Annotated in this window: 13 protein-coding genes; 4 read left to right on the top strand and 9 right to left on the bottom strand. The window is 69.0% G+C overall.

The genetic code is table 11. The features are described 5' to 3' along the window. The first annotated feature begins 3 nt into the window (after positions 1–3). The 4 genes from rlmH to SJY26_RS02845 all read left to right on the top strand — a co-directional run bounded on the left by rlmH (position 4) and on the right by SJY26_RS02845 (position 3,621). A complete protein-coding gene (gene rlmH, locus SJY26_RS02830; RefSeq protein ID WP_396594646.1) occupies positions 4–468 on the top strand; it encodes a 23S rRNA (pseudouridine(1915)-N(3))-methyltransferase RlmH in 465 nt (154 codons plus the stop codon). Continuing rightward, complete coding sequence (locus tag SJY26_RS02835) at positions 468–1,529, top strand: murein hydrolase activator EnvC family protein (RefSeq protein WP_396594647.1); 1,062 nt, start codon at positions 468–470, stop codon at positions 1,527–1,529. The genes rlmH and SJY26_RS02835 overlap by 1 nt, the downstream gene beginning before the upstream one ends. A gap of 147 nt (positions 1,530–1,676) precedes the next feature. Next, entirely contained in the window at positions 1,677–3,038 is a 1,362-nt protein-coding gene (locus SJY26_RS02840) for a S41 family peptidase (RefSeq protein WP_396594648.1), read from the top strand. Positions 3,039–3,087: 49 nt separating this feature from the next. After that, positions 3,088–3,621, top strand: coding sequence for a DUF29 domain-containing protein (locus SJY26_RS02845; RefSeq protein WP_396594649.1), 534 nt, complete (start codon positions 3,088–3,090; stop codon positions 3,619–3,621). Positions 3,622–3,742: 121 nt separating this feature from the next. Here the strand turns inward: SJY26_RS02845 and SJY26_RS02850 are convergent, their stop codons facing one another. The 9 genes from SJY26_RS02850 to SJY26_RS02890 all read right to left on the bottom strand — a co-directional run bounded on the left by SJY26_RS02850 (position 3,743) and on the right by SJY26_RS02890 (position 12,163). After that, positions 3,743–4,789: a ribonucleotide-diphosphate reductase subunit beta gene (locus SJY26_RS02850; RefSeq protein ID WP_305637755.1), complete on the bottom strand. Its 1,047-nt coding sequence runs from the start codon at positions 4,787–4,789 to the stop codon at positions 3,743–3,745. Positions 4,790–4,957: 168 nt separating this feature from the next. After that, positions 4,958–5,515 (bottom strand): hypothetical protein, encoded by a 558-nt coding sequence (locus tag SJY26_RS02855; protein WP_396594650.1) that lies wholly within the window; start codon positions 5,513–5,515, stop codon positions 4,958–4,960. A gap of 163 nt (positions 5,516–5,678) precedes the next feature. After that, a complete protein-coding gene (locus SJY26_RS02860; protein WP_396594651.1) occupies positions 5,679–6,320 on the bottom strand; it encodes a hypothetical protein in 642 nt (213 codons plus the stop codon). Further along, positions 6,317–6,529, bottom strand: coding sequence for a helix-turn-helix transcriptional regulator (locus tag SJY26_RS02865; RefSeq protein WP_396594652.1), 213 nt, complete (start codon positions 6,527–6,529; stop codon positions 6,317–6,319). Before SJY26_RS02865 ends, SJY26_RS02860 begins: the two co-directional genes overlap by 4 nt. A 77-nt stretch (positions 6,530–6,606) precedes the next feature. After that, positions 6,607–6,831, bottom strand: coding sequence for a hypothetical protein (locus tag SJY26_RS02870; protein ID WP_396594653.1), 225 nt, complete (start codon positions 6,829–6,831; stop codon positions 6,607–6,609). Next, on the bottom strand, positions 6,828–8,282 hold the full coding sequence (locus SJY26_RS02875; protein WP_396594654.1) for an NAD-dependent succinate-semialdehyde dehydrogenase: 1,455 nt from the start codon (positions 8,280–8,282) through the stop codon (positions 6,828–6,830). Before SJY26_RS02875 ends, SJY26_RS02870 begins: the two co-directional genes overlap by 4 nt. A gap of 178 nt (positions 8,283–8,460) precedes the next feature. Then, the gene (locus tag SJY26_RS02880) at positions 8,461–10,149 is read right to left on the bottom strand and encodes an MFS transporter (protein ID WP_396594655.1); all 1,689 of its coding nucleotides are present in this window, start codon (positions 10,147–10,149) and stop codon (positions 8,461–8,463) included. A gap of 124 nt (positions 10,150–10,273) precedes the next feature. Then, the gene (locus tag SJY26_RS02885; protein WP_396594656.1) at positions 10,274–10,411 is read right to left on the bottom strand and encodes an entericidin A/B family lipoprotein; all 138 of its coding nucleotides are present in this window, start codon (positions 10,409–10,411) and stop codon (positions 10,274–10,276) included. Between the two features lie 42 nt (positions 10,412–10,453). Then, the gene (locus SJY26_RS02890) at positions 10,454–12,163 is read right to left on the bottom strand and encodes a sensor histidine kinase (RefSeq protein ID WP_396594657.1); all 1,710 of its coding nucleotides are present in this window, start codon (positions 12,161–12,163) and stop codon (positions 10,454–10,456) included. Between the last annotated feature and the right edge of the window lie 76 nt (positions 12,164–12,239).

Genomic DNA, 12,239 nt, shown 5'->3' on the forward strand with positions numbered 1-12,239 from the left:
GGTGTGAAGCTCTCGATCGCCGCGATCGGCAAGCCGGGTCGGGGACCTGAGGCGGCACTCGCCCTGGACTATGCGGCCCGCGCCACGGCGGCTGGCCGCGTCCTCGGTCTCGGCCCGCTGGACCTGATCGATCTGGAGCCGCGCAAGCCGGGCAAGGTCCCGGAGGCCGGGCTTCTGCTGGCTGCGGCCGAAGGGTCCCATCTGATCGCCTGCGACGAGCGCGGCCGGACCTTTGGCAGCCGCGCCTTCGCCGACCATATCGCGATGCTGCGGGACCGGGGCGAGCGGCGGCTGGTGTTCGCCATCGGCGGGGCCGACGGTCTGGATCCGACCGTGCTTGAGGCGGCCGGCTCGACGCTTGCGTTCGGGCCGCAGACCTGGCCGCATGCCCTGGCCCGGGCGATGCTGGCCGAGCAGCTCTATCGAGCGGTGACGATCCTGGCCGGATCACCCTATCATCGCGATTGATGAACCGTACCGCGCTCCTGATCCTGCTTCTGGCCCTGGCCGCCCCGGCCGCGACGGCCCGGGTGCAGGACGACCTGCGCCAGCTTCAGGCGGAGTACCGCGACGAGCAGATCCGGGGACGGCGTCTGCGGGCCGATGCGCGGGATGCCCGGACCGAGCTGGAAGCGCTGGAGCGTGAGCTGGCCGGCCTGCGCCGCGATCAGACCGCCGACGACGCCCAGCTGAGCGCGCAGCGGCGGCGTCTGGCCGAGCTGGGTCAGCGCGAGGCCGTCATCGTGGCGGAGCTGGCGCGTGCCCGGGACAGCCACGGCCGGTTGCTGTCGTCGCTGCAGCTGATGAGCCGTCGCCCGCCGCCGCCGCTGCTGATCCCGGCGGATCAAGCGGTCGACACCGTGCGGGCGGCGATCCTGATGAAGGCCATGGCCCCCGAGATGCAGCGCCGCGGCGCGGCCCTGGCGGCGCGCCAAGCCGAGGTCGTGCGGATCCGCCGGCTGGCGGTTCTGGCCAGCGAGCGATTGCTGACCACCGAAAGCGCCGTGGGCGACCGACGCGCCGAGATCGAGGACCTGTCCGCCCGCCGCGCGGCCCTGCTGGTGGTCTTGGGGGCCGAGGCCGAGCGGGCCGACCGGGCGGCCGCAGCGCTGGAGGCGCGCATCCGGGCGCTGGGGGGAACGCCGGAACCGGCGGGCACGACGGCCGAGGCCCTCGCGTCCCGCCTGCCGGGTGGAAGGGCCAGGCTGTCAGCCCCGGTCTCCGGTGCACCGCTGGCCCGCTACGGCGATGGCTCCACCGGCTGGCGCTGGTCGTCCGGAGGCGCGGTCACCGCCCCCGCAGACGCGCGGGTCGATCACGCCGGCCCGCTGAGCGGCTGGGGCCAGGTGGTTATCCTCGATCTGGGCAGCGGCTGGCGCGCGGTGCTGGCGGGGCTGGATGAGACCGCGGTCGAACCGGGGGATCGGGTCGCCGACGGGCAGGCGCTGGGCTCGGCCGCGCGCGGGGGCGAGGTCTATCTGGAGCTGCGCCGGCTGGACCGCGCCGTCGATCCCGCACCCTACTTCTGAGCCGGGGCGGGCGCGGGAGGCGAAACCGCTTTCCAAGGCCGCATGACGCTGATTTTATCCCATCGACGCGGGGTGGCCACGATTGTGGCGTGACATCCTGCACCCACCTCCCCGGTTGCCCCACGGGTAGCCTCCGAAAGAGACCGAATGCGTAAACTGCACCTCGCCGGCGCGGCCGTCCTGGCCCTGGGCCTCAGCGGCATGGCCGTCGCCAGCCAGACCCCGCGCAACGAGACTTTCCGGATGCTGCAGCTGTTCGGCGATGTGCTGGGCGTCGTCGAACAGGCCTATGTGGTGCCGGTCGACAACCAGAAGCTCATCGAGGCGGCACTGGCGGGCATGATGACCGCGCTGGATCCCCATTCCAACTATCTGGCCCCGGACGGGTTCGCCGATCTGCAGGAGCGGACCTCGGGCGAATACTCGGGTGTCGGCCTGACCATCACGGCCGAGGGCGGTCTGGTGAAGGTCATCTCGCCGATGGATGACAGCCCCTCCAGCCGGGCCGGCGTCCAGGCGGGGGATGTGATCTCGGCCATCGATGGCCAGAACGCCTCCGGTCTGACGGTCTCGGACGTGTCCGAGAAACTGCGCGGAGCGATGGGCACCTCGGTCACGGTCACCTTCCTGCGGGACGGGGAGGAGCCGCGCGACGTGGTCCTGACCCGCGAGGTGATCAAGGTCCAGTCGGTCACCGGCCGGGCGGAGGGCGAGTTTGGCTATCTGCGCATCTCGACCTTCAACGAGAACACGGGCCGGGAGCTGAACGAGGCGATCGCCAGGATCCGGGCCGACAATCCGGCGGTGAAGGGCTTTGTCCTGGATCTGCGCAACAACGGCGGCGGGCTGCTGACCGCGGCGATCGATGTGTCGGACGCCTTCCTCGAGCGGGGCGAGATCGTCAGCCAGCGGGGCAGGAAGCCCGACCAGATCGAGCGCTATGCCGCCCGGCCCGGCGACCTGACCGGCGGCCTGCCGCTGGTGGTGCTGATCAACTATGGCTCGGCCTCGGCGTCCGAGATCGTGGCCGGGGCGCTGAAGGACCAGGAGCGGGCCACGCTGGTCGGCCTGACCAGCTTCGGCAAGGGCTCTGTCCAGACCGTCATCCCGCTGGGCGGCGGCCGCGACGGGGCCCTGTCGATCACCACGGCCCGCTACTACACCCCGTCCGGATCCTCGATCCAGAAGATCGGCATCGAGCCCGATCTGGAGGTGGCCCGCACCGAGGCCGAGGCGCGGATCGTGTCGCGCTCCAGCTTCATCTATTCCGAGGCCGCCTATGCCACGGCGCTGGACGCCTCGATCGGGGCCGAGCGCAAGGGGGCCCATACGCCGCGCGAAGCCCCCGGGCCTGACTATGACGAGGACGCCGACTACCAGCTGCAGCGCGCCCTGGATGTCCTGCGCGCCGGGGGCGACCTGACCCGCCTTGCCGCCGCGCCCGAGGGCGTCGTGGTCACCGATACGGCCATCGAGGTGGCGGCGGTCGAGAGCACCGAGGAAGAGTAGGCGGCGGGGCCCGTCGCGAGGCGGGCGGACCTGTGGTATGCTTTGGCCCATGGCCGACGACCTGAAGCCTGCCGTCTCGCTGTACGAGACTGACCTTGTCGCCTGGAGCGAGGCCCAGGTGCTGGCCCTGCGACGCGGGGGTCCGATCGACCGCGAGCATATCGCCGGGGAGATCGAGGATTTGGGCAAGTCCGAGCAGCGCGCCTGCGAGAGCCTGCTGGACCAGATCGTCCTGCATCTGCTGAAGATCCAGTTCGGCGTGGATCGGGCGTCCGAACAGCATTGGCGCGGGGAGGTCCGCACCTTCCGGCGCAATCTGGCGAGGCGGCTGACCCCGACGATCGAGCGCCGGATCCGGCCCACGCTGGAGGCTGTGATCACCCAGGCGCTGGAGGACCTGATCGAGGATGGTCTGGTGGCCGCCGGGACCCCGGTTCCGACGGGCTACGACTGGGATGCGGTGACCACGGCGGGCCGGTTTCCGCCGTTGCGAGCCTTTCCGGATTCAGTTTTCAAAGACCGGATGAGCGTCCCTTCTCCCCTTGCGGGAGAAGGTGGCCGAGCCGCAGGCGAGGTCGGATGAGGGGTGAGTCCCGGTACTGACGGTCAGGGCCGATGGACACATCCGCTTTGCGTCCTCGTACCCCTCATCCGTCAGCCCTTCGGGCTGCCACCTTCTCCCGCAAGGGGAGAAGGGGACTGCGTCACCCCGCGACCATGCTCATGTCGCGGCGGGCCATCAGTTTGTCGAACTCGCCCCAGACGCCGTCGGCGCCGTGCCAGGCGCCGGTCGTGGCGGCCTTGGAGTATTCGGTGGCGCGGGCCTCGAAGAAGTTGGCGTGTTCGACGCCCGACAGCAGGGACTGCAGCCAGGGCAGGGGATTTTCCTTGATGCCGTACAGCTCCGGCAGTTTCAGCTGACGCAGGCGCCAGTCGGCGATGAAGCGGATGTACTGTTTGATGTCCTCGGGCGTCATGCCCTGGACCTCGCCGGCCTCGAAGGCCAGGTCAATGAACTTGTCTTCCAGACCCACCACGGTGCGGCAGCATTCGACGATGTCGTCGGCGACCGAGGGCGTGACGCAGCCGGTCTCCTTGTTGAAGGCGTGGTAGAGCTTGATGATGCCGTCGCAGTGCAGGCTTTCGTCGCGCACCGACCAGCTGACGATCTGGCCCATGCCCTTCATCTTGTTCTGGCGCGGGAAGTTCATCAGCATGGCGAAGGAGGCGAACAGCTGCAGCCCCTCGGTGAAGCCGCCGAACATGGCGAGCGTCCGGGCGATGTCGGCGTCAGTCTCGACCCCGAACTGGCCCATGTAGTTGTGCTTGTCGCGCATGGCCTCATATTCCATGAAGGCCCCGAACTCGCTCTCGGGCATGCCGATCGTCTCGAGCAGCAGCGCATAGGCCGCGATATGGATGGTCTCCATATTGGCGAAGGATGAGAGCATCATCTTCACCTCGGTCGGTTTGAACACCCGGCCGTATTTTTCCATGTAGTTGTCGGCGACCTCGATGTCCGACTGGGTGAAGAAGCGGAAGATCTGCGTCAGCAGGTTGCGCTCCTTGTCGTTCAGGTTCGCTGCCCAGTCCTTGCAGTCCTCACCCAGCGGCACCTCTTCGGGCATCCAGTGGACCTGCTGCTGCTTCTTCCACATGTCGAAGGCCCACGGATAGCGGAACGGCTTGTAGGCCGCCGACGGGGTCAGCAGGCCGGCGCGGGCGGGGGTGATGGAGACGTGGGCGTTCATGGCGAAGGACCGGGGCGGGGGTGACGGGGAGCGAGGGGACAGTAAACCTCAGAATCGCAGGCGAAGCTACGGGTTGATGGTTAACGATCCCCAACCTCAACATCTTGTGTGGATCGGGGGAGCGTTTTGTCACGGTGACGAAAAAACACCGTGACGGACCCTGACATTTCAGCCTGTCGGAGCCGTGTCAGGATTGAGGTCCGGATCGCCGTCCTCTCCATACTGCTCATTCAGCCGGCGCAGATAGGCGGCCCTGACGTAGTCGGCCTCGCGATAGGGGTGCGCCTCCTCATCGATCCGCTCGCCGCAACGGTCGATCAGCTGGACCAGCCGCATCCACGAAACGGCCACCTGGGGGCGGTCCATGGCGGCGGATTCCGAGGCCCGGCGAAAGGCGTATCGCCGCAGGCTCCGGGGTTTGGGTTCGAACAACAGTCCGAACCGGGCCGCGGCCTCGGCCTCATCGACCTCTTCCAGCGCATCATCATTGGCGCGCTCCTCCGCTGCGGTCGGGGGCGGCTTCATCCAGGCCGGCGTAGGGGCCATCCCCATCGGCTCGAAATCGGATCGGCGCCAGCCTTCCTTCGCGGCGCGGCGCCGGATCTGTCGTTCGGATATGCCATGGCGCTCGGCGACGACAGCGGCGCTCAATCCCGACAGGAAGTCGGCGCGGGCCAGGGCCCAGGTTTCGGCGGTGGGGCGGGGGTGGGGTGCGGGCTGGGTCATGCGACCATGATCAACCCGACGGCGGCGATGCACGCGGGAGCGGCCTTGATTGACGAAGGATGCTGAAATCGCAGGCTTTTTCGGGCGCAACCATCAACGCAGAGACGAAAAAACCCTTATCGCCCGGATGAGGCCACCACCCGATTCACACGCCCCTGACCGCCTACTTCAGCGCCAGAAGGCCGCGGCGGCCGGTGGCGATATAGGCTCCCACCAGGATCGATCCGGCCGCGAGGGCGATGACGCCGAGCGGGTCCATGGCCCCCGCATAGCCCAGCTGGACAGCGGTCCCCCAGAGGATGAGAACGGGCAGCAGAACGGCCAGTCCGAAGGCCGAACACTCCCACGAGAGCTGACGCCAGAGCTCGTCGTAGAGCGGCCACTGGCGCACGGAGACGACCGTCGTGACGATCAGGCCTCCTGCGATCGCGCCCAGGACGAAAGGATCCGGCACGAAGCCGCCCGGGCCGGAGCAGGCCAGACAGAGCAGCATGGTCCCGAAGGAAAGGACGGTCACGGCGCTGCCAGTCAGCATGGCGCGCTGTTCCAGCAGTTCCTCGACGTCCGAGACATTCAGGATCCGCGCCCCGAGAGAGGGCAGGGCCATCCCCATCAGGATGAACAGGCCGGTGACCAGATAGACCACCCCCACGCCGCCCGCCGCGACCCGGCCCCCGACCCCGTCGGCCCAGACCGGATCGAGCCCGAGGGTGAGGAAGGCCGTCATGCCGGCGGCGCCGCTGATGGCCCCGAGGCCGCCGGCGAGCAGGGCCTTGCGGATCTTCGCGGTCCTGGTTGCAGTCATGTCACGTCCTCCGGTTGCCAGTCGTCGATGAAGAGTTGCGGCACGGGCACGTCAAAGAGCCGTGCCATGCGCAGGGCGAGCGGCAGGCTGGGGTCATATTTGTCCGTCTCGACCGCATTGATGGTCTGGCGCGAGACCCCGAGGCGGCGGGCCAGTTCGCCCTGGCTCCACCCCTTCTGCTCCCGCCGCTCACGAACAGTATTGCGCACCCGTCCTCCGCCACACCCTGTAAAGAGCTCTTTACAGGGTGTGGCGCGGCAGTCAAGAGTTCTTTACAGGCGCGAGGTCAGCGACGGCGCGGCCGGTCCTTTCGGGCGATGACCGCGATCAGGGCGAGCGCCAGTCCCACGGCCCCGATCAGGAGCACCAGATCGCTGACGATCCGCACCGTGCCGTAGAGGGTCAGCGTCGCGGCCGAGCGGGCCGTGGCCTCGGCAAGGCCCGCCGTCACCCCGCCCGCGACCAGCAGGGCCAGCGGCAGGACCAGCGGCTTGAGGCGTCGGCGGGTCACCGCAGCGCCAGGGTGACCTGTTTGATGTCGAGATATTCCTCGATCCCGTGGACCGAGCCCTCGCGGCCATAGCCGGACTGTTTCACGCCGCCGAAGGGGGCGACGGCGGTGGAGATCAGGCCGGTGTTGATGCCGATCATGCCCGCCTCGATCCGGCGGCCGATCCGCATGGCCCGATCGAGGTCGCGGGTGAACAGATAGGAGGCGAGGCCGAACTCCGAGTCATTGGCCTTGGCCAGCACCTCGTCCTCCGTGTCGAAGGGGAAGACGGGAATCAGGGGGCCGAAGGTCTCTTCGTGGCGGAACAGGGTGTCGTCGCCACCGAGGGTGACGGTCGGCTGGAAGAAGCGGCCCCCGAGCGCATGGCGGGCACCGCCGGTCAGGATGCGGCCGCCCGAGGCCTGGACCCGCTGCAGGTGGTCCTCGACCTTGGCGATGGCCTTGTCCTCGATCAGGGGGCCAACCTTGACGCCGTCCTCGAAGGCGGGGCCAACGGGGATCTTCGCCACCGCCTCCGCCAGTTTCGTCGCATAGGCCTCGGCGACCGAGGCCTGGACATAGACCCGGTTGGGACAGACGCAGGTCTGGCCGGCGTTCCTGAACTTGCCCTTGATGGTCTCGGCCACGGCGAGGTCCAGATCGGCGTCCGCGAACACGATCAGGGGGGCGGCCCCGCCCAACTCCATCGACACCCGCTTCAGGGTGGGCGCGCACTGTTCGGCCAGTTTGCGGCCGATCGGGGTCGAGCCGGTGAAGGACAGTTTGCGGATCAGGGGCGAGGCCGTCAGGACGCCGCCGATGGTGGCGGCGTCGCCGGTGATGACGCTGAGTGCGCCCTTCGGCAGGCCAGCCTGATAGGCCAGTTCGGCCAGGGCGATGGCGGTGAAGGGGGTCTGGCTGGCCGGCTTGACCACGGCGGTGCAGCCGGCGGCGAAGGCGGGGCCGAGCTTGCGCGTCAGCATGGCGGCCGGGAAGTTCCACGGGGTGATGAGGGCGCAGGGGCCGACCGCCTCGCGGAAGGTCAGGATGACATGGCCCAGCGGACTGTCCTGGGTCTCGCCGAGAATGCGTTCGGCCTCGCCGGCGAACCATTTGAGGAAGCTGTTGGCATAGGCGACCTCGCCCTTCGCCTCCTCGAACGGCTTGCCGTTCTCCAGGGCCATCAGGGCCCCGAGGCCGTCGGTGTTGGCGTCGATCAGGGCGGCCCAGTCGCGCAGGAATTTCGCGCGGGCATGCGGGTCGGAGCGCGACCAGTCGGGAAAGGCGTCATGGGCGGCCTGAACGGCGCGTTCGGTCTCGGTGGTGCCGAGATCAGGGACATGGCCGAGGATCTCGCCGGTGGCGGGATCGTCGACGGCGATGCCGTCCGCCCCGGCGGGGATGGCCTCTCCGGCGATGAAGGCGTGCTCGCGCAGGAGCTTCAGACCGGCGTCGCGGGCGGCGGTGTTCATGGGGGCGGTCCTTTGGCTTCTCCCTCCCCCTGCGGGGGAGGGTCGTCGATGCGGAGCATCGACGGGGTGGGGAGGGCTCGGCGACACATATGGGGGCTTTGCCTTGCCGCCCCCACCCGGTCGCTTCGCGACCACCCTCCCCCGAGGGGGAGGGAGAAGGCCGTCGTGATCTAACGCCTCAGTCGCCGATGGTGTTCAGGTCGCGGCCGCGGGTTTCGGGCAGGAACAGCAGGGCGACGATCGCGGCCACGCCGGTGAAGCCGACCGCGTACCAGAGGCCGAAATAGATGTTCCCCGACCAGGCGACGAGGGCGAAGCTGGCGGCGGGCAGGAGACCGCCGACCCAGCCGGTGCCGACGTTGTAGGGCAGGCTCATAGCGGTGTAGCGGACCCGGGTCGGGAACAGCTCGACCAGGGCCGCGGCCTGGGGGCCATAGACGGCGGTGGCGGCGACGATGAAAACCATCAGGATGGCGAAGACGGCCGGCAGATTGACCGCCGCCGGATCGGCCGAGGCGGGATAGCCCGCCTGCGTCAGGGCCGCGCGGATACGGCGGTCGACATCGGCCCGGGCCGCCTTGAGCGCGGGGGCGTCGAGGCCGGTGCCTTCCAGCGAGGCGACCTCGACCGCGCCGATGCGGACGACGGCCAGGGTACCGGCGGCGGCGGCGACATTGTCATAGCTGACCCCGGCATTGGACAGGACGCTCTTGGCCAGGTCGCAGGACGAGGCGAAGGCGGTCTTGCCGACCGGATCGAACTGGACCGCGCAGGTGGCAGGGTCGGCGACGACGGTGACCGGGGCGGAGGCCTGAGCGCGGGCGAGGGCCGGGTTGGCGGCGTTGGTCAGGGCGTGGAAGCCGGGGAAGACGGCCAGCAGGAACAGCACCATGCCGCCGATCATGACGGGCTTTCGCCCCACCCGATCCGACAGCCAGCCGAAGAAGACATAGAGGATGGCAGACGCCAGGGTCACGGCCAGGATCAGCTGGTCGACCGTGGCCACCTCGACCTTCAGCACCCGTTCCATGAAGAAGCGGGTGTAGAAATAGCCCGCGTACCAGACGGCCCCTTGCGCGAACATGATGCCGACCAGGGCGATCAGGACGAACTTGCCGATCTTCCAGGTGCCGAAGCTCTCGCGGAACGGGGCCTGGCGTTCGGTGCTTTCGGCCACCATCCGCTTGAAGGCCGGGCTCTCGTGCAGCTTGAGCCGGATCCACAGGCTGATGACCAGCAGGAAGAAGGACAGCAGGAAGGGGATCCGCCAGCCCCATTCGTCGAAGGCCTCGGTCCCCAGAATGGCGCGGGTGATCAGGATGATGCTGAGGGCCATGATCAGGCCGATGGCGGCCGTAGTCTGGATCCAGCCGGTCAGAAAGCCGCGCCGCTTCACCGGGGCGTGCTCGGCCACATAGATGGCCGCCCCGCCGTATTCGCCGCCCAGGGCAAAGCCCTGCAGGACCCGCATGAACAGCAGCAGGATGGGGGCGGCGATGCCGATCTGGTCGTAGTCGGGCAGAAGGCCGATGGCGACGGTGGCCACGCCCATCAGGGTGATGGTGACGAGGAAGGTGGTCTTGCGGCCCGTCTTGTCCCCGAACCAGCCGAAGACCAAAGCCCCCAGCGGCCGGACGACAAAGCCCACCCCGAAGGTCAGGAGGGCCAGGATGTAGCTCGTGGCCTCTCCCACGTCGGCATAGAAATGCCGGGCGATGATGGTCGTCAGCGAGCCGAAAATGAAGAAGTCATACCATTCGAACGCCGTCCCGGCGGCCGAGGCCCCGACCACGGTCGTGAGGCCGGGCTCGCCCTTGCCGCCACCGGGCGTGACTTCGCCGGACGGTGTTCCGCTGTGGTCGGTCATAGGCTCCCCCGGGGCACCGTCTTGTGCGGGCCATGGCCAAGCCTAGCGGGCGGCGGGGAAGGCGGACAAGAAAAAACCCCGCCGGGCGCGCCGGCGGGGTTCGGTTCCGATCCGAAGGACGGACCTAGTTCTTGGCTTCTTCCGCAGCACCGGTCACGGCCGAGCCGACGGCCTGGGTGTCGCGTCCGGCACCGGCGACGGTGTTGCAGGCGGCCGTGGTGAGGGCGGCGGCGGCGGCGAACAGAACGAAGATCTTGCGCATGGGAAACTCCTGAAACAGACGGCCGGGGCCCGGCCTGCCCGTTCAACGCGGAGAGCGGGTGAGCGTTCCGGGGGTGACGACGGCCGTGCCGGGCTGCAGATCGGCCGGGTCGGTCGGGGCCACGGCCTCGGGCGTGGCGAACACCATCCGGGCGATCGTGCCGCCCCCGGGGGCCGGCAGCAGCTCGGCCTCGCCCCGCAGCTGTTTGGCGAAGGCCCCCATCAGGGTGCGGCCGACGCCCTGTCCGTCGACGCTGCCGGGCCCGGGCCCGTCGTCCTCGACCTCCAGCACACTGGTATCGCCATGAACGCGGAAGCGCACCTGAAGCGTACCGCCGCGGCCGGCGAAGGCGTGCTTCTGGGCATTGGTGACCGCCTCGACCAGCCACAGGGCGAGCGGCGCGAGCTTGTCCGGGTCGACGACAAGGCTGTCGGCGTCGATCGAGCTGCTGACGACATGGCCCCGACCGGTTCCACTGGCCACGAGCTGGCCGACGAGTTCGGTCATGAACTCGCGCGCGTCGGCGTGGCGGATGTCGTCGCTCTGGTAGAGGGTGCGATAGATCAGGGCGAGGGCGGAGATACGCTGGCGCGTGTCGCCCAGCGCTGCCTTCGCCGGCTCGTCCTTCAGGGCCCGTTGCTGCATCGACAGGAGGGAGGAGATGATCTGGAGGTTGTTCTTCACCCGGTGATGGATTTCGCGCATCAGCGCGTCCTTCTCGGACAGGCTCTCCTTCAGGGAGCGGTCGCGTGCAGCGATGGCCTCGGCCAATTCATCCAGGGTTTCGGCCAGGACCCGGATCTCGGCCGGGGCATTGGCGGCCTGGACGGGGCGGACGGAATAGCGGCCACGGGTATAAAGGGCGGCGATGCGCTCCAGATAGTCGAGCCAGCGGATGACGATCCGTTCGGACACCAGGATGACGGCCCCGAAGGCGGTGACCCACGCTGCCAGCGGCAGGAGCAGAACCCCGATCGGATTGAGCCGGGCCCAGGACAGCAGGCCGGGCGACGGCGCCGAAATGACGACATACACGTCCCGGTCCACGAGGGGGACGGCGGCATAGTCGCGCTGTTCGCCAAGGGAATCGCGGGCCTTGAAGGCGGCGGCCTGTCCCCCCCGGGCGCGCGCCAGCCAAGACGTCAGACCCGCCGGATCGAGACCCGAAAAGGCCCGGATATCCGTGGCGACAAGCACGCGGCCGGTGCGGTCGGTGAGAGCGGCCTCGGTGCCTTGGGGGAGGGCCGGATCAGTGACGTCCGGCTGAAGTTTCTCGAGCGGAAGGGTCGCCGTCATCGCACCCGCGAAAGCCCCGTTCGGCTGCTGTTGCCGGACCCCGAGCACCAGGGCCGGTGTCGTGCTCAGGATTCCCGACGCGCGGGTCAGAACCGTCGCCTCGCCCCCGGCCATCCTGCGGAACCATGGAGTGGTGGTGACCCCCGGAAGCGCAATCTCAGCGCGGGTCCCGGAGGCGCACAGGGCCTGGCCGTCAGCGCTGAAGCGGTAAAGCCCGTCGTAGCCGTCGAGACGCTCCACCAGGGCCGACAGCCGGGCCGGGCAGGTCGGGCCCGTTGGCTCCGGGGCGAGGACTATGAGCAGGACCGCCGCGGACGACAGACGGGCCTCTGCGGCAGCGGCAGTGCGCTCGGCGGCCTGCTGCAGATCCAGCCGGCGGTCCTCCGCCTGCCGGCGGAACTCGCCAAGGGTTTCAAAGGCCCCCAGCAGAAGGATGGGCAGAAGGGCCAGTAACATCGCCAGACCCAGCCTGAAGCGAATGCCCTGTACCCTGCGGGGCCCGTTTCCACGCCCCCACATCCGCGTGCCTGGA

Source organism: Brevundimonas sp. R86498 (genome assembly GCF_044598075.1).
Lineage (GTDB): Bacteria > Pseudomonadota > Alphaproteobacteria > Caulobacterales > Caulobacteraceae > Brevundimonas.

What these genes read in the sequence shown, in the direction of transcription:
- SJY26_RS02885 (WP_396594656.1), bottom strand. Translation starts at nt 10,411, where the DNA reads ATGCGCAAGATCTTCGTTCTGTTCGCCGCCGCCGCCGCCCTCACCACG.
- SJY26_RS02880 (WP_396594655.1), bottom strand. Translation starts at nt 10,149, where the DNA reads ATGACCGACCACAGCGGAACACCGTCCGGCGAAGTCACGCCCGGTGGC.
- SJY26_RS02890 (WP_396594657.1), bottom strand. Translation starts at nt 12,163, where the DNA reads ATGTTACTGGCCCTTCTGCCCATCCTTCTGCTGGGGGCCTTTGAAACC.
- SJY26_RS02850 (WP_305637755.1), bottom strand. Translation starts at nt 4,789, where the DNA reads ATGAACGCCCACGTCTCCATCACCCCCGCCCGCGCCGGCCTGCTGACC.
- SJY26_RS02875 (WP_396594654.1), bottom strand. Translation starts at nt 8,282, where the DNA reads ATGAACACCGCCGCCCGCGACGCCGGTCTGAAGCTCCTGCGCGAGCAC.
- SJY26_RS02840 (WP_396594648.1), top strand. Translation starts at nt 1,677, where the DNA reads ATGCGTAAACTGCACCTCGCCGGCGCGGCCGTCCTGGCCCTGGGCCTC.
- SJY26_RS02855 (WP_396594650.1), bottom strand. Translation starts at nt 5,515, where the DNA reads ATGACCCAGCCCGCACCCCACCCCCGCCCCACCGCCGAAACCTGGGCC.
- SJY26_RS02860 (WP_396594651.1), bottom strand. Translation starts at nt 6,320, where the DNA reads ATGACTGCAACCAGGACCGCGAAGATCCGCAAGGCCCTGCTCGCCGGC.
- SJY26_RS02835 (WP_396594647.1), top strand. Translation starts at nt 468, where the DNA reads ATGAACCGTACCGCGCTCCTGATCCTGCTTCTGGCCCTGGCCGCCCCG.
- SJY26_RS02845 (WP_396594649.1), top strand. Translation starts at nt 3,088, where the DNA reads ATGGCCGACGACCTGAAGCCTGCCGTCTCGCTGTACGAGACTGACCTT.